General features: G+C 40.9%; 13 protein-coding genes. 4 read left to right on the top strand and 9 right to left on the bottom strand.

Annotated features, from left to right (window positions below; translation table 11 throughout):
* Window positions 1–387: 387 nt before the first annotated feature.
* A complete protein-coding gene (locus tag ACFS6H_RS20665; protein WP_386103569.1) occupies window positions 388–3204 on the top strand; it encodes an outer membrane beta-barrel protein in 2817 nt (938 codons plus the stop codon).
* Between the two features lie 20 nt (window positions 3205–3224).
* On the top strand, window positions 3225–4475 hold the full coding sequence (locus ACFS6H_RS20660; protein WP_386103567.1) for a 6-bladed beta-propeller: 1251 nt from the start codon (window positions 3225–3227) through the stop codon (window positions 4473–4475).
* Between the two features lie 44 nt (window positions 4476–4519).
* On the opposite strand, the gene ACFS6H_RS20655 is transcribed toward ACFS6H_RS20660, so the two are convergent.
* The 9 genes from ACFS6H_RS20655 to ubiE form a co-directional block, all read right to left on the bottom strand.
* Window positions 4520–5122, bottom strand: coding sequence for a hypothetical protein (locus tag ACFS6H_RS20655; RefSeq protein WP_386103565.1), 603 nt, complete (start codon window positions 5120–5122; stop codon window positions 4520–4522).
* Window positions 5123–5161: 39 nt separating this feature from the next.
* Entirely contained in the window at window positions 5162–5914 is a 753-nt protein-coding gene (locus tag ACFS6H_RS20650) for a hypothetical protein (protein WP_386103563.1), read from the bottom strand.
* A 156-nt stretch (window positions 5915–6070) separates the two neighbouring features.
* Window positions 6071–6817: a hypothetical protein gene (locus ACFS6H_RS20645; RefSeq protein ID WP_386103561.1), complete on the bottom strand. Its 747-nt coding sequence runs from the start codon at window positions 6815–6817 to the stop codon at window positions 6071–6073.
* Window positions 6818–6951: 134 nt separating this feature from the next.
* Window positions 6952–9051 carry a tetratricopeptide repeat-containing sensor histidine kinase gene (locus tag ACFS6H_RS20640; RefSeq protein ID WP_386103559.1) on the bottom strand — a complete coding sequence of 700 codons (2100 nt, stop codon included), beginning with the start codon at window positions 9049–9051 and terminating at the stop codon, window positions 6952–6954.
* 5 nt (window positions 9052–9056) lie between these two features.
* A complete protein-coding gene (locus ACFS6H_RS20635) occupies window positions 9057–9767 on the bottom strand; it encodes a LytR/AlgR family response regulator transcription factor (RefSeq protein ID WP_386103557.1) in 711 nt (236 codons plus the stop codon).
* Between the two features lie 135 nt (window positions 9768–9902).
* On the bottom strand, window positions 9903–10799 hold the full coding sequence (locus tag ACFS6H_RS20630; protein WP_386103555.1) for a hypothetical protein: 897 nt from the start codon (window positions 10797–10799) through the stop codon (window positions 9903–9905).
* A gap of 129 nt (window positions 10800–10928) precedes the next feature.
* Complete coding sequence (locus ACFS6H_RS20625) at window positions 10929–11276, bottom strand: hypothetical protein (RefSeq protein WP_386103553.1); 348 nt, start codon at window positions 11274–11276, stop codon at window positions 10929–10931.
* A gap of 188 nt (window positions 11277–11464) precedes the next feature.
* Entirely contained in the window at window positions 11465–12205 is a 741-nt protein-coding gene (gene porT / locus ACFS6H_RS20620; RefSeq protein ID WP_386103551.1) for a type IX secretion/gliding motility protein PorT/SprT, read from the bottom strand.
* Entirely contained in the window at window positions 12169–12921 is a 753-nt protein-coding gene (gene ubiE, locus ACFS6H_RS20615) for a bifunctional demethylmenaquinone methyltransferase/2-methoxy-6-polyprenyl-1,4-benzoquinol methylase UbiE (protein ID WP_386103549.1), read from the bottom strand. Before ubiE ends, porT begins: the two co-directional genes overlap by 37 nt.
* 339 nt (window positions 12922–13260) lie before the next feature.
* Between ubiE and ACFS6H_RS20610 the strand changes: the two genes are divergently transcribed.
* Window positions 13261–16113: a TonB-dependent receptor gene (locus ACFS6H_RS20610; RefSeq protein ID WP_386103547.1), complete on the top strand. Its 2853-nt coding sequence runs from the start codon at window positions 13261–13263 to the stop codon at window positions 16111–16113.
* 76 nt (window positions 16114–16189) lie between these two features.
* The gene (locus tag ACFS6H_RS20605; RefSeq protein ID WP_386103545.1) at window positions 16190–17239 is read left to right on the top strand and encodes a phytase; all 1050 of its coding nucleotides are present in this window, start codon (window positions 16190–16192) and stop codon (window positions 17237–17239) included.
* Window position 17240: the final 1 nt, after the last annotated feature.

Genomic DNA, 17240 nt, shown 5'->3' with positions numbered 1-17240 from the left:
TACCTGAATCAAAGCTTAAAGCCGAAAGCTGAAAGCAAAAGGCTAAAGGCAAAAAGCTGAATGCTAAAAGCAAACCCGAAACCGATCAGCGCTCATCTGCGCTGTACTCATCCGCGAAAATCTGCGGGAGATAACAACCAACCCCTCTACCCCTTACCCCGGTGACTTGCACCCGGCTGCTGCATAGCGTTGAAGACGTACAAGTGTGCGACGCAAGGGACGATCATAAGAATTACTACTGACGGCAAAAACCATAACTAACAATAACAAGCTTTTAACTAGTTGATCATTATATTTGGTGAACTATTTAAGCCAGCCATACTAATGCTTTTACAACCACCAATAGTTAAGCGGTATAACCTGATTAACTTTATTACAACAGCGTTAATGCTGTTATTTTTTTGCATAAACACCAGGGCCCAGGCACAACGTGCTGACAGCACAGCATCCTATGGTGCCATCAAGGGGATAGTATTTGATTCTGCATATAATTTTGCCTTAAGCAGTTCCAGCATTGCCCTCTATAAACTCGCTGATTCCAGTTTACTCAACTATACCTTACCCAATAACTACGGGGAATTCCTATTAAAGCCTATCCCTTTTAATACACCTGTGCAGCTGGTTGTTACACATGTGGGATATAAAACAATGGTTAAGCCTATTACCATTACAAATGCGAAGCCAGAACTAGACCTTGGTAAACTTTATTTAGACCGGAAAGGCGATGATGACAGTAGTACGGTAGAGAATGAAGTAGTGGTTACCGGTGTAATACCCATGCGTATGAACGGCGATACACTGGAGTTTAATGCAGCCGCCTTTAAAATGGATAAGAATGCAACAGCTGAGGACCTGATGAGACGGCTACCTGGTTTCACTATCTGGGGTGATGGAGAGATGACCTTTAACGGTAAAACGATCAGCTCGGTCTTGGTAAACGGTAAACCTTTTATGGGTGGCGACGCCAGCGTGGCTACACAAAATATTTCCAAGGATGCGATACAGAAAATACAGGTGTACCAGCAAAAAAATGAGAACAATCCCCTGGACTCCGTAATGCATGCCAATATCAAAACAAAGGAAGAAAAAAACACCGGCCACTTTGGTAAAGCATCGGTGGGGTATGGATCGGATAAACGTTATGCACTGGATGGTATGTTTGGCATGTTCAACCCCAAAATGCAGGTGAGTGTAGTGGCGGCTACCAATAATATTAATAAAACAGTAAGAAGCCTGAGCCAGCTTATCCAGCAGGCAAGTTACAAAGGCATTGGCGCCAATATCGATTACCAGACGGATTTCAGGATGGCAGGCTTAAATAAACCGGTTGCCGCCGGCGCCAATTTTCAGTATGACTTTATTGCTGATCCGACTTATTACAAATCAAGCCGGCTTACCGGTGATTATTTTTTCCGGCGCAATAATACCCTTACAGAGCGCAATACCACCACCAATATTTTTACCGGTGAAAATAATTTACTCACACAGGAAGCTGTTGCGGTCAACAGTAATATCAGTACCAATCACTCTTTACAGACTAGTTTCAGTAAAAGAAACGAAAAGCTGAACACAACACTCAATGCCGGCATAAACCTGGGTCAGACAAATGGCAGGAGTGAATCGAATGAAACACAAAGCAATGCCACAGGGTTAATTAGTACCAATAATGCCATCCGGACAAATGCCAACGATACCAGGCAGTTTAACCTGGGATTAAGCCTGAACAGGATGGACAATAATTACAAGAACTTCAATCGTTTTTCCAAACGGGTAAACCTGGGTTATAAACTGAATGTAATGGATGATAACGGCCGGAGTACCAACAATTCAACATTCACTTCTTATGTACCGGGGCAGGATAGCAAAATTTACAGTCGTCTGTACGATAAACAGGATAAATTATCTGTTACCAATGATATAACATTAGAATACCCGGAGATCAAGAAATTGATATTTGGTAAAATGAGATTATGGGATATTAATATTTCACTCAGGGCTGCAGCCGTATTAACCAATAACAAGTATGATGACCGCGTATTGGATTTTGATGCCGGGTTGAATAAACATATACTGAATACTTATTTAACCAATAAAAGGGATGAGGATATTTTTAACTTTAAACCTAATCTGGGTATTTCAAAAACTTTTTTCAAACAGCTGAGTAACCGTTATACAAAAGCGATATTTATTTCAGCCACCATGGAAGCGCAATATTATAGCTATAAACACCAGGCGACAAGCATCACCCAGAACTTCAATTATAAGTACTGGAATATGATACCCAATATTTCGGTATCAAGAATGAATGAACAACATGGCGCTTATTCTATCAACTACTCCCTCAGTTATAACAGCTCTTTTAAATATCCTGATCTGTTTCATATAGCACCACTGGTAGATAGTTCAAATATCTGGTTTATACCCAAAGGTAACCCGGCCATAAAGCCGCAGGAGAACCGCAACCTGGGTTTTAATTTTCAATACAGTTCCCGGAAAGCAAAAAATCCCTTTAGTTTTAATATTAATGCGGGTGTTGGAAATGCCAGTGATTATATAACAGACAGTAGCTTTTACAACACAGCAGGTGTGAGAACAAACTATTATACCAATATTAACGGCTTCAGAAATGCCAACCTGAATACAACGGTAAGAAAATCTATTAAGGTAAAACAACATGCTTACCAGGTTGGATTCAGACTGGGAGGTTTTATCAGCAGAACACCACAATACATTGAAGACATTTATCGTATTGCCAAAAAACTGAATGGTAACGGTGCTATTACCATTGATTATAGTTTTAAGGATGTGGTGACCATACAGGCAGAGCAGGGAATTGGGTATAATGAATCCAAACAAACGGGTATTAACAATAATGTATTTATAGCCCGGAACTATAATACGCAGTTAAGCGGTAGTTTGCAGTTACCCAAAAACCTGACCTGGAGCAGTAATGTTACTTATTTCAGGAACAGTAGCAATAACCAGGTGCCGGTTAACTTTACCATATGGAATGCAAGCCTGACTTACCGGTTCCTGAAAGCCAATCGGGGAGAAGTAAAATTCTCGGCTTTGGACCTGCTGCGGCAGAATAAAAATATTATTAACCTGGCCAGTCCCAATAGCCAGACTTTCGGGTACCAGAATACCCTGCAGCAATATTATATGATCACCCTGTCTTATTTTCCCCGGAAATTCGGGAAGTAAGATGTTGTAAATAATAACTTATGCGTATGCTTAAACAGTTTTATTTCTTATGGATATGCCTGTTGTGTACAGGCAGCCTGTTTGCACAGGCAGTACCCAAATTACGTATTGATCCTGCCAATGCATACGGCGGAACTATCTCAGACTATTTTGACCAGGTAGATTATATACCTTTAGAAACAACAAAAGAAAGTTTGTTTGGCCAGATATCACAACTCATTATTACAGATAGTAGTATGGTGGTAACGGATGATGATACCAAAGCAGTTTTGTTTTTTACCCCGGACGGGAAATTCATACGGAAGGTTAAAACGGGCGAGCAATCTTATCCACGGATACATTATGACAGGACGGCCCATACCATAACGCTCAATGTATACAATTTTAATACGGAGAAGACGGTCACTACGTATTATGATTTAACAGGCAATAAGTTTGGCGATAAAACTGTATTTAAAAACAGTTCTAAAGAAGGAAGGATGCCGTTTGGTAATAATTTTTTCCTGACGGCGGAAGGTTGTCATTATGGTACGGATGATAAACCAAAGGATAGTGTATTTAATTTATTGAAAGTATACAAGGGGGATTCGGTATACAAAGCTTTTTTACCTTATAATCAAAAAGATAACCCGGCTCTGTGTGGTCTGGTAGGAGGCATCTGGCCCCGTTATTTACCGGAACAGGGACAGACTTATGTAGCTACGCCTTTTGATTTTAATGTGTATAGAATAACAACTGATACAGCAGAAAAGCTTTACCAGGTTGTATTTCCCCTGAGCCGTACGATGGATAAGGATATAAGAGAAACGAAGAATATTGCTATGATAGACAGCCTGCGTAAGGATCACCGGTGGCGTAAGGAACATATCATCACGGGGATCAGTAATATCCTGATCAAAAACAATTATTTTATATTTAAAATTGATGCCGCTACTTATTCCTGGGGCTACGGTTCAGAAAACAGTAAACAGTATAATTTTATTTATAACCTGGCATCCGGAAGACTGAGTTCAATAGAACGTATGCTACCTGATAGCGCCAATGCTTTTTTACCGATCATGGATGGCTTCAGGGCTTCGATAGATGGCCTGGGTTACCAGGATGGCTTTTTTTATAGCAGTGTTTCCGCATTGCGTTTATTTACCGTGAAAGAAGCTACGGCAGATAAAAAGCCGGTGTATAACGCTATTATGCAAAACTTTTTTAAACAGGGTAGCCGTAAATCAAACCCGGTTGTGGTGAGAATGAAAATTAAGGATGAAAAAAAATAAGGAAAGCTAAAAAAGAATTACAGTTATTTAAAAGCAACAGTAAATTAAAATTTATCACCTTTAAACAGGTGTTTTACCCTGAATTTGCCGGTGATAGTATAAGGTTTAACGGTGGGGTCGTTTTTAGGATTATTACCGGGTATCGTTACCACGTTGACAGTACCGGTGATGGCGCGGCCTTCTTCACCCAATTTTTCACTGGATGTAACAATGATGGCATCGGGTACCGGTGTCAGTGGCGGATTAGCAGTAAAGTCAAAACTATTGAAGGTATCCCCCTTTTCAGGATAGTCCTGCAAGGAAACACTTCCCTGTGAAATACTATAACCTGCTTCGGAAGATCCGGAAGGGGTAGTAGAGGGTTTTGACATATCGTTGGGAATGGTCAATATTAATTGAGGCCCACCTTCATTACCGGCAAATATTTTAAATTCTATTTTACCACTGAAATTATTATAACTGGTTAGTATGTTATCGGGATTTACATGTACCGGTTTCCCGTCCACGGTAAAATCGAAATAATAATCATCTGCTTGCGAAGTGTTTTTTTCCGGTTCATTGGTTGCTGTTTTTTCAGAGGCGGTATTACCACAGGAAGTGAGAATAGCGGCAATGATAAAGACAAGTAGCAGGTTAAGGGTTTTCATCTTGTATAGTTTTTAATATATAATATAATAAAAGTAGCGTTAACGGGTGATATATTCATATTTCCCGGTAAGCGGATTCATGCCACTGGTATACGTTTTGTTCATGGTAGCAGGAGACCCGTCCGCGTTATAGGTATAGGAAGAAGTTGCTGTATTGGTGGAAGCCGGAGAAAAGGTTTTTGTTACTTCGGACGCGATCATATTTGCGGATACAAAAGGAGATGATTCCACAAAAGCAGTATAATTGTTTTTGCTTTCGGCATAAGTAAAGGTAACTTCCTGAGTTTGTACCAGGCTGCTGTTATATTGTTTCCGGATAGCAATATTCTTTTTATCGGTCGTATAATAGTAAATGTTTTTTCCTGTAAATAAACCAGCGCTGTTATACGCAAAGGTTTCATACCTGTCGTCATAATAGGTATAGGTTTCATAAAAACCGGCTGCACCGGAGGTTTGAAAACCACTGGTTTTTATCAGCTTGCCCTGTGCATTGTGTTCATACACATAATAGCCCCGGTTATCACTGAATGTAAGACGGGCTATTTTGCCCTCACTGTTGCGCATAATAGTAGCAGAATAATTGAAGGTTGGTTCGGAGTTAGTGGCAATAAAGCCGATTACCCTCCCTCTGTCATCATACTGCAGCTCTTCGGCCCAACTGGAAGTACCCTGTGTATACGATCTTTTTTGCAGCAGGGTAGTTTTGTTCTTTGGTGCTGCATCTTTTTTACAGGATAAAAGAGACAGACTTATAATTAATACAAATACGGATAATAGTTTTATGTGTTGCATAGTGTAAGGGTTTACTTAAAAACAAACCTAAATAATTGATTAGTACCAATAAAAACCAACCGATTAACGGCGACCGGAAATCGATAAACGGATAAAATATTGGCCTGAATAATAGGAATGAGTTTGTATAGCTGGTATTAAATGGTTAAGCGTAATTTACCAGCTAACATATTCAAACGTGGTTTCTGTACCGTCATTACTTACTCTTTTTACAGGATAGCCGTCGTTGTTATAAGCATAGGTATAGCTGTAATTAGTAGTTGCGCCGGGCACTATTGAGGAGGTGTACGCAATTACATTATTGGCTGTTGGAACGATGGGAGAAATATCGGAGAACGGCATGGCCAATTCAGTTCCGTATTTAGTATCGTATTGATAGGTATATATTGATTTTAAAGTACCGGTATTAGTATATAATTTTCTTGATTGTATATTTTTCCCATCAGCTGTATAATAACTTTCAAAATATTCACCGGCACTACCGGCCGGGTTGTATTGCTTTGAGACGAACATATTACTCTGATAGGTGAAAGTGTAGTAAAATGTTACGCTACCGGAGGATGATAATGACTCTCTTTTAATACATTTACCGGCTGCATCATAGTAAAAATTTACGCCCCCGACTATAACACCGGTAGTAGCATTGGCATCCGTCGTTTTTGTTACCTGTCCGTTTGCATTTCTTGTAATGGTAGTAACAGTAATATTGTCATATTTATAAGATACTAACTGGCCCGCAGCATCGTAATTATAGATAATGGTAAAGGGCGCTTGTCCGGGTTTTGTCGTGATGGTTTTTGTCATCATTACCTTTTTTGCAGCAGGTGTATCTTTATCTTTTTTGCAGGAAGGTAAAAATGTAATAGAAAAGAATAGCAGGTAGAAGTAAAGTAAAGTTTTCATTGTTTATGCTTTAAGGTTATCAACCGGGGTTGAATTAAAGCATAAAAATATTTTGTTCAGGCATTAGTTAAAAAACTAACCGATAAACGGCGGGGTAAAATCGATTAACGTCATAGACTATATATTTTGATAGCCTATACGCTGATAGTAACTTGTGTGGTATCAGGTTCCGGGGCAGAAAAGGTAATAGTAATACCTGTTTTTTGCGAAAGCTCATGCACCAGCCGTAAACCAAGACCATTAAAACTTTTGGCACTTTCAGGGTCTTGAATGAATGCTTCATATTCCTTTTGCGTATAGGCAGCTCCCCGGTTCTGAATACTGATGATTGTACGGTTTTGCTGCTGGCTGGCATTGATGTTGATTATACCGTTTTGAGGCGAAGCCTTAATGGCGTTTTGTAAGAGGTTACGGATGATGGTTTGTAAATAATAACTATCTGTTTTGGCAGTAATGTTTTCGGGCAGATCAGTTTGGTAACTGATGTTCCTGGCTTCACTGTTTAACTGTAATAAATTTTGACAGGCCTGAATAACAGGTACTATTTCAACTTCCTGTATATCTATATGAAATGCGTTCATTTGTGTCTTACTCCAGATCAACAGGTCTTCCATTGTTTCTAATAAGGAACCGGTGGCCGTTTGTATTTTCTCACTGAGCACTGATTTTTGCTCGGGTGTTAATGCATCAGGATTTAGCTGTTGCAATTTTAGAAACTGGTATACCTGGCTGATGGGAGAACGCAGGTCATGGCTGATAATGCCAAATAATTTTGTTTTGGTCTGATTAGCTTCATTTAACCGGGTATTGAGTTGTTCCAGCGACCGGTTTTTTTCTAACAGCAGCCCGGCCAGCTTTTTCTTATTACGGAAGTTGACAAATAATAAAACCCCGCTTAATGTTAACAATGCGATGCCTGAAATAAGCCATACTTTTTCTTTTTGTGCAACAGATAATTTCAGGTTTTTACTGATGATCTCCTGTTGTTTTTCCTTATTCTGATACCGGGCTTCGGCCTCTGCAAAGTTTTTGTTGGCGGCAGCATGCATCAGGGTATCCGACATTTCACTATACATTTTATAATGTACATAAGCACTGTCCCACCGCATTTGTTTGGCATAACAATCGGCTATTATTTTATGAATGTCAGCATAACTTTCTTTATGAAAATCAAAGGAGTAGTTAAGTATAGTTTTTAATTCTTGTAAGGCTTCATCGTATTTACCCTGGTGGTAATAGATGGTACCCATCAGTTCTCCGGATTGGGTGGTTGTGCTCACCTCCTCGGCCTTTAATGCCAGCGCCTTACTTTTTTTACCGTAATAATAAGCACTGTCAATATTGTTTTTATCTAAATAATATTGACCATATAAATAATTGGCGGTGCTGAGCATATAAAACAACGTATCCCGGCCTGTCATACCTTTATACATGAGATGGTAATAATACTGTGCACTATCAGGTTGGTTTAGCCCTAAATAACTTTGCAGGAAATATAGATACAAGGTTTCTTCATTACCGGTTAAGGCTCTGTCTCCAATAATAGCTCTTGCCTGTTCTAAATAATCAATTGCTTTAGCATGTTGTCCTATCTGGTTAAACAGGTTGGCCAGGTTGCTGTAATCGTATCCTAAATTAATGGTTGATGTAATAAGGGTATCGGTTCTTAGGGCTTCTTTATACAGGTCGGTTGCAATAATGGTATATTCAATCGCTTTTTGATAGTCATTAATATCTGTATAATACTTTGCCACAGCATCCATCGCCAACTGTTTTGTGGTAACATCGGTTGACTTATTCCCGATCTCTGTCATTCGTTTAACGGTATTGTTTACCATTACCGTATTTCTTAAATAACCATATACATAGTTTAACCGGCTTAATGCTGTTATTTCATAAGAAGTTTTGTTTATTTTTTGAGATAACTCAGCGGCCCGTTTCAGGAAAAAAACAGCACTGTCAAGCTGGTTGGTGTTTTCATATGCACAACCGGCAAACAGGTTAAACATGGCTTTTTTAGCAATGCTGTCATCCGGTACAAGCAACAAACCTTTTTTGGCTTCGCCAATTAGTTTACGGTACTCGAATGTTTCAGTAAGCAGTTTATTACAATAGGTGCGCCAGGCATCTACTTTTTCATTTAATGTTTTATAAGTAGAAAGGTCGGGGGCCACCTGTCCCCGGGTTTGCGTAACCACTGTAAACAATAACAGGAACCATATTATCCGTTTCATACAGGTTACCATTTTAGTTGGGCTATGGCCGATCGATATGTTTTACCAATAGGTAAAACGGTATCCATACATACCAGCTCGTTGCTTTTTAATGCCTTGATTTTTGAAATGGCTACTGCATAACTCCGGTGAATACGGGCAAACAGCTCGGCAGGCAGTTTTTCCAGCATGGCGGTCAGCGTGGTAAGCGTAAGATAATTGCGTGTTGGCGTTACTATCTTCGTATAATCCTGCATGGCTTCTAAATATACAATATCGTGCAGGGACAGTTTTATTTTATTATAACCTTCGGAAAAAATGATACTGTCAGTTTCAAAAAGTAATTTATAAGATTGGGCCTGGTCTTTCATTTCCCGGTAATCCTTTAACCTGGCAGCAGTTTTGGCAAAACGTTCCGGTGTTAAGGGCTTTACAATATAATCAAATGCGGATAGCTCAAACCCTTCTACAGCAAACTCGGCATGCGAAGTAATAAACACGGCCAACGGAATTTTTTCCTGCAAAAAACGAAGTACTTCTATGCCGCTTGCACCAGGCATCTCCACATCCAGGAATACGAGGTCGGGTTGTTGTGTTTCAATAGCTTTCATGCCAGCCATGGGGGTATCAAAACTGGCAATGGCCTGTAAAAAAGGGTATTCAGCTGCATAATGTTGCAGCAACAGGGTATCTACAGGGTTATCATCAATAGCGATATAACGTATTGGTTTGGGCATGTGGAATTTTACAGGAATAATTTAAAGTAGGTTTATAAAACAAATTACGGAATATAATTCATTATCTGCCAAACTAATAAGGTATAAAATCAGTAGGCCGGCAATTTTGCCGGCCTACTGATCAAAGGATGTTTTTTACAGTGATTTTGACTTTTCTTTTGCCTCGTATAATAAGTTAAGAATATGCCGGGTATACTGCGTTTCCTTATTTAGTTCCAGCGATTTTTCTAAATATAACAGGGCCTGCAGATAGTTCTTTTGTAACAGGTAGTTATTTCCTAAAGCGTAATGAGGCATAAAGGCTTCGGGGTATAACCAGGTATTCATCTCCAGTACTTTTAAACCGTCGGCGGGCTTACCTTGTTTTATGAGCAATTGCCCCAGGCTGTTTAACTCGTACTCATTACTCACTTTGTTTTTTACCTGCTGACTTAACCCGCGGATGCTGGTATTGGGATGTATGAGAATATTATTATTCAGCCAATCCCTTAACTGCGAAAAAGAACCATAATTCGGCTGATAGCTTTGACCGGAAAGGATCTTTAACAGGTCGGCTTCTAATGATTGAATGGGGTATTCATTGATACGCCCCAGCTCAATATTGTTTTGGTAAACAATAAAAGTAGGTACCCGGAATATGCCTAAGCCTTTTTCTTCACCGGCGGGACTTTGCTTATACAGGGAATCACTGCCACCCAGGCCGATCAGCTGAAACTGCTGTTGAGGGAATTGCATCTGGTGCAGCAGTTTTACAAAAGCCGGTACTTCCCGTTTACTGTCGCCGCACCAGGTACCCAGGAATACCTGTATGTGCAGGCCCTTGGTTTTTATTTGCTGCAGGCGTTTCAATATTTCAGGATCAGCATTATATTTTTCATAATTAGGTTTATACCAGGCGGCATAAGGTGCCTGTTCCAGCAGGCGGGGTTGAAAGCTCCCGTAAATAACAGGATCCGGGGCCTGGTTATTGGTTTGTGCAATGATTGTTTGGTTGAGGTACAGGCATAACAATGCCATCACGATATATTTCATGTTTTTTTATTTAATGAGTGAACCAGTTTTGTAAGTAACAGTAATGGAGATCAAGCGTATTACAACAGGGCATAGTAATGCCTGGCCATTGTTAGGCAACAATAGTTTGGATTGTATATAAAACGTTGATTAAGCCATAACTGGCTGTGGCGGCTTGAGAATGGAGAAATGGAACTGGTGATACAAGCCTTGTGTATAAGGGATTTCAGGAGCAGGATTGGATGTATGAATGATGACGGCTACTGTGCAGACAGGCTGCTGTATATACCATTCGGCCAATGAAAAATGCTGGTGTTGTGCATGGTCTTTCTGCGTATCAGCATCCTGCGGCTGTATATTGGTTATTTGCTGGCAATCGCAAAGTGCAACGCCCTGGCGAAATTCATTGATCAGTACACATTGCATATAACTTAATTGCCGCCCGTGAAAGAACAGCGACAGCAATGCTAACAAAAATATGGCAGAGAGTTTTTGCAAAAAAAAATGTTGGTTGGTAACCCCAAGAAGCCATCCATACCAAAAGGGTTGCGTGCAGGGTTTATTTTTTTTGCGGGATACGGCCGGGAAACAACAGGCAGTACTAAGTAAGAATATTTAGTATAGAGAGACAGGGAACTTAAAATTTATAATTCCTCATTCATAATTCATCATTCCTCATTCACAACTTACCCTTCAATATGCAAAGTGAACACGATCATACGTGACTGTATATTATCAATAACACTGGAGTATTTTAAGTTGGCATCACGGCTATGGATATTACGCAGCCCCTGGCTTACTTTAATTTCGGGGGAGAGAATGAAAGTGGGGAAGTAAAAATTAAAACCAATACCCAGTTCAGCGCCATAATCCAGTTTCTGTAATTTTACCAGGTCGTCAGCACGGCGGGCACGGGCATTACTGGCCAGGTCAAAATCAACCTTGCCGCCGCCCAGCATGTACACCCGGAAATTATGAATACGGTCGCTGTGGAATTTTAACTGTAAGGGAAAGGAAACAAGGATAGACTCAATGTTCTTTACATTATTGGTACTGTTTTCCACGCCTTCCGGATATTTGGTTACGTAACGTATACTGCGGTTCATAAAAATCAGCTGCGGGTTGAACCGGGTCTCTAAACGATTGGCTAAGCGCAGGGTAGCGGATAAACCTAAGGAAAGGCCACCATTGTTATTGGGCTCAGCAACATATACACTATCATCCTGTAAAAAACGGGAATGTAAAGAAGTACGGAAGCTGGACATATTACCGCCCAGCGTGATACCAAAATAATACGGTTTTTCGTCGTGGTTGGGCAGGTTGGGTTCTCGGAACTGCGCCTGCAGATCATCCTGCGCAACAAATAAAAAAAGAATTGCTACAACAATATTTAGGACAGTGGCTTTTTTCCTGTGTAGATGCAACATATGCCTAAGCTTAACGATTTGTAACGGGTATCGGTATAACCTGCTTTGTTTAAAATATCAATTAACTGTTTACGTTCAGGAAAAGCATTGGCCGATGCCGTTAAGTATTCGTATGCCTGCTGATCTTTGGTTATCATACGTGCTACGTTGGGCGCAACTAATTTCATGTACAGGTTATAAAGCGATTTAAAAGGTTGTTTAGGTTTGGAAAACTCTAAAATAACCAAGGGCGCCCCGGGTTGTAAAACCCTTAATATCTCCTGCAGTCCCCGTTCCAGGTTCTCAAAGTTGCGGATGCCAAATGCCACCATTCCAGCATCAAACGTATTGTCATTAAATTTTATTGCCTCCGAATCACCGGTATGCAGGGTAATTTTATCAACAAGTCCTTCTTTCTCAATCTTTTTGCGGCCTACTTCCAGCATTTCGGTAGATATGTCAATACCCGTAATTTGGCGAGGCTTTAACATTTTACAGGCCATGATGGACATATCGCCCGTACCGGTGGCAATATCCAGTATGTGTTGAGGAGCAACGGGTTGTAACCATTTTATCGCCTTTTTACGCCAGCCTATATCGGTACCAACAGATAAAAAGCGGTTCATAAAATCGTACTTGCCGGCAATGTTGTTAAACATATCGGCCACCTGTTCTTTTTTGCCTTTTTCCGACTGCTCGTAAGGCCTGATACTATCGTGTGGTAAACTGTTTGCCATGGGGCGCAAAGGTAACTATTATGGGAGATTTAAGATCGAAGATTTTGGATGGAAGATTTACGCTTTGAGACCTTTTCCCGTACCGGGTCTGTATACTATGTATCCAAATCTCAATACTATAATCTACCTACTATATCCTTTCCGTTTACCGGCTTCGGTACTACTGGCATCGCCTGTTGTGTCACTCACTTGTGCAACATCAACGCCACTCAACGTTCTCATTTCCAAATTCCCAAATTAACTAATTGCCAAATTAGCCCTCTGTTAATAATTCCGTCACACTGGCGTAACAATGGCTTAATATAGCGCCAATACTTTTGCCGCAAATTAAAACGGCTTATGAAGCTTACATTATTTAGCTGCTTATGTGTTCTGTTCCTTTCTTTTACTGCCGCTGCCCAAAAAAGTGGTGTAAAAATTAAAGTAAAAGATGAGGACAATCTCAATCTTCCCGGTGCTACTATTGACGTTAAACCCGGTAAACATACCGTAGTGACCGATAGAAACGGGGAAGCTTTTATTCAGTTATCATCCGGTAATTATAATCTTTCCATTACCTATATAGGGTATGGTAACAGTACCAAAGAAATCAAGATCGGTACGGAGGTACTCCAGGTAACGGAAGTATTAAAAAGCGGTGCCGTGGTTACCGATAACGAGGTGATCGTACTGGGCGACCGTTTAAAAGGCCAGGCCAAAGCCCTGAACCAGCAACGCAACAGCGGTAATATTACCAATATTGTAAGTGCCGACCAGATCGGCCGTTTTCCCGATGCCAATATCGGTGACGCCATTAAACGTGTACCCGGCATTACCATGCAAAACGACCAGGGCGAGGCCCGTAACATTGTTATCAGGGGTATGGGCCCTGAGTTTAATGCGGTTACCTTAAATGGCGAGCGTGTTCCTTCTGCTGAGGGTGACAATCGCCGTGTACAGATGGACCTGATACCTGCAGACATGGTGCAAACCGTAGAGGTAAATAAAACTTTAACGGCCGATATGGATGCCGATGCGATCGGTGGTTCTGTAAACCTGGTTACACGTTCTGCTCCCAATGGTTTACGTATCTCCGGAACACTGGCCGGTGGTTACAGCGATATCAGGCAGGGCTTTAACGGTACTGCCAACTTATTGATAGGCACCCGCACAAAAGACCAGCGTTTGGGTTTTATTGTGAACGGCTCTTACAATACCAATAAATACGGTTCTGATAACGTGGAAGCTGTTTGGAGCAAGGATGCGAATGGCAAAGAATTTATCAGCGACCATGATATCCGTGTGTATGATATAACCCGTATACGCCGCAGTATTTCATCTACTGTTGATTTTAAAATTGATCCACGCAATACTATCTATTTAACCGGTACCTATAACTGGCGTGATGACAGGGAGAACCGTTACCGCCTGCGTCACCGTACCCGTTCCGGTTATACTTTGCAATATGGTGCCGATGGGGAGATCACCGGTTATACAGGAGGTGAAGTGTTGCGCCAGACAAAAGGTGGTTTAAATGGCGGCCGTACAGATGGTGCGAGGTTAGAGGATCAGCGTGTACGTTCCTTAGCGTTGAACGGTGATCACTTCTGGGGTAAACTAAAAACTAACTGGAGTGTACAATATGCCAAGGCTTCGGAAGAAAGACCAAATGAACGGTATATCGCTATGGGACGCAGGAATATTGCAGTAACGCAAAACATTCTTGACCCCGAAAAACCCATGCTGACTGATGGTGAAGCATTTAATCGTTACACCCGTTTAGATGAGTTAACTGAACAGTTTCAAAACCAGTTTGAAAAAGACCTGAATGCCAAACTGAACTTTGAATTACCGGTTAGCATTATTAAAGAACAAAAAGGTAGTTTATACTTTGGTGGCCGTTTAAGGTCTAAATCAAAAGAAAGAGCAAATACTTTCTTTGAATATGAGCCCATCGGTGCCAATGAAGATAATTATGCCAACATCAGCTTATTGCCTTTGATCAATAAAACAAGCAATAACTTCCTTGCCGGCAAAAACTATGTAGCGGGACAATTTATTGATAAAGCCTTTTTAGGCGGGTTGGATTTAAAGAATAACACTTTATTTGATGAAGCAGATGTACCGGCTGAATACCTGGCAGGTAACTATACCGCTTCTGAAAATATCTATGCAGGTTTCCTTGGTCTGAAACAAGACTTTACCAATAAATTTTCAGCCAATATTGGTGTACGTATTGAGCATACCAACCTCAAGTATACCGGTAATATTGTGGAAGATGAAGAAACACTAAAAGGACAAAACACCTTTACAGATGACTATACCGACTTTTTACCCAGTGTGAACTTAAAGTATAATATTGCCAAGGACCTGGTGTTAAAAGCAGCCTATACACATTCTATTGCACGCCCTAAATATTATGACCTGGTGCCTTATTTCCTGATCAACCCTGCCGACCAGGAACTGGAAGCCGGTAACCCCGCCTTAAAACCTGTACGTTCTAAAAACGTAGATGTAATGGCAGAGAAATATTTCAAATCAGTTGGTTTGATCTCGGGTGGTGTATTCTATAAAAAATTAGATAATTTCTATTTCACTTATATTGATAATCAATATAACGCTGAAAAATTTGGCCGTGATTTTCCGGAAGCAACATTTAATCCAATCGGTGCAGGCGAAGTATGGCGCTTTACCCAACGTCGCAATGGTTCAGGCGCAGATGTAATGGGCTTTGAAATAGCGGCACAAAGACAGCTGGACTTTTTACCGGGTATCTGGAAAGGCTTTGGTGTGTACGCTAACTATACCTATACTTATTCCAAAACCGAAGGTATTTATGCTGACGGCGAAAAGATCAGGAGCGATGTAAAACTTCCGGGAGCAGCGCCTCATATGTTCAATGCTTCATTATCATATGAGAACAGCAAACTGGTAGTGCGTATATCCGGTAACTTTACCTCGGCTTATGTGGATGATAGTGATGATGCCGGTTATGGTGAAGATTCTTTCAACGACCGTTATTACGACAAACAGTTTTTCCTGGATGTGAATGCTTCTTACGCTTTCAACAAAAAATTCAGGTTGTTTGCCGAAGCCAATAACCTGACCAACCAGGGCTTACGTTATTACCAGGGTGCTAAACAAAGAACAGCACAAATGGAATACTATGGCCCAAGGTTTAACTTAGGTATTAAATTCGATTTAAGTAAATAATATATAACCGATAGTTACTCGCTTGCCGGCATGATAACCGGCAGGCGAGTTTGTTTTATCATATAATATGAACTGCATGAAATATCCCCCGTTTTTATGGATAGGTTTGGCTGTTTTACTGGCGGCCTGTAACAACGAAAAAAAAGGCGGTACCATAGCGCCGGATGCTATTAAACCGGTAGCTGTTACCGAGCCGGTTGAGTTTGATACCGATGATCCGGCTATCTGGATCAATAAACAGGATACCACAAAAAGTTTAATCATCGGCACCGATAAAGAAACCGGTGGCGGCCTGTATGTGTATGACCTGCAGGGTAAAATAGTTAATAAAGTAACGGGCTTAAAAAGACCGAATAACATTGATATCGCTTACGATGTATTGCTCAACGGTCGGCGGGTAGATATAGCTTTAACAACAGAAAGAGAGGCCAATGCGGTGAGAATATATACCATACCCGATTTTAAACCGGTTGATGGTGGGGGTATACCTGTATTTGAAGGCGAACAACAGCGTGACCCGATGGGTATTGCGGTCTATACCCGTCCTTCGGATAGTGCTGTATTTGTAATTGTAGGCCGTAAAACAGGCCCTGCTGACGGCTATCTATGGCAATACCGCCTCACAGATAAAGGTGGTAAACTGGGCCTTGACCTGGTAAGGAAATTTGGTAAATACAGTGGTAAGAAAGAAATAGAAGCTATTGCCGTTGATAATAAATTAGGGTTTATTTATTACTCCGATGAACAGGTAGGGGTACATAAATACTATGCCGATCCGGCTATGAATAATAACGAAGAGCTGGCCTTGTTTGGTACTACCGGCTTTACCTCCGATCATGAAGGTATTTCCATTTACCAGTCAACCGACTCCACCGGTTATATCCTGGTATCTAACCAGCAGGACAACAGCTTTATGATCTTCCCCCGGGAAGGCGCCAGGGATAATAAGAACAACCATCCTTTGATCGGTAAAGTACCGGTATCAACCCTGGAAAGCGATGGCTCCGAAGTAACTGCCATACCCTTACCTAATTATCCTAATGGTTTATTTGTGGCCATGAGCAACGGTAAAGTGTTTCATTATTATGACTGGAGGGATATTGCGAAGAAAGCGGGACTTAAATAGT

It is taken from the genome of Terrimonas rubra, from assembly GCF_042686025.1.
Taxonomy (GTDB): domain Bacteria; phylum Bacteroidota; class Bacteroidia; order Chitinophagales; family Chitinophagaceae; genus Terrimonas; species Terrimonas rubra.
Note: the sequence above shows the minus strand (reverse complement) of the source record. Positions and strands in the feature narration are given on the sequence as shown.

Bases quoted from the DNA above. Each gene is read 5' to 3' on its own strand.
- ACFS6H_RS20665 (WP_386103569.1), top strand. From the start codon at position 388: ATGCTGTTATTTTTTTGCATAAACACCAGGGCCCAGGCACAACGTGCT.
- ACFS6H_RS20660 (WP_386103567.1), top strand. From the start codon at position 3,225: ATGCGTATGCTTAAACAGTTTTATTTCTTATGGATATGCCTGTTGTGT.
- ACFS6H_RS20655 (WP_386103565.1), bottom strand. From the start codon at position 5,122: ATGAAAACCCTTAACCTGCTACTTGTCTTTATCATTGCCGCTATTCTC.
- ACFS6H_RS20650 (WP_386103563.1), bottom strand. From the start codon at position 5,914: ATGCAACACATAAAACTATTATCCGTATTTGTATTAATTATAAGTCTG.
- ACFS6H_RS20645 (WP_386103561.1), bottom strand. From the start codon at position 6,817: ATGAAAACTTTACTTTACTTCTACCTGCTATTCTTTTCTATTACATTT.
- ACFS6H_RS20640 (WP_386103559.1), bottom strand. From the start codon at position 9,051: ATGAAACGGATAATATGGTTCCTGTTATTGTTTACAGTGGTTACGCAA.
- ACFS6H_RS20635 (WP_386103557.1), bottom strand. From the start codon at position 9,767: ATGCCCAAACCAATACGTTATATCGCTATTGATGATAACCCTGTAGAT.
- ACFS6H_RS20630 (WP_386103555.1), bottom strand. From the start codon at position 10,799: ATGAAATATATCGTGATGGCATTGTTATGCCTGTACCTCAACCAAACA.
- porT (WP_386103551.1), bottom strand. From the start codon at position 12,205: ATGTTGCATCTACACAGGAAAAAAGCCACTGTCCTAAATATTGTTGTA.
- ubiE (WP_386103549.1), bottom strand. From the start codon at position 12,921: ATGGCAAACAGTTTACCACACGATAGTATCAGGCCTTACGAGCAGTCG.
- ACFS6H_RS20610 (WP_386103547.1), top strand. From the start codon at position 13,261: ATGAAGCTTACATTATTTAGCTGCTTATGTGTTCTGTTCCTTTCTTTT.
- ACFS6H_RS20605 (WP_386103545.1), top strand. From the start codon at position 16,190: ATGAAATATCCCCCGTTTTTATGGATAGGTTTGGCTGTTTTACTGGCG.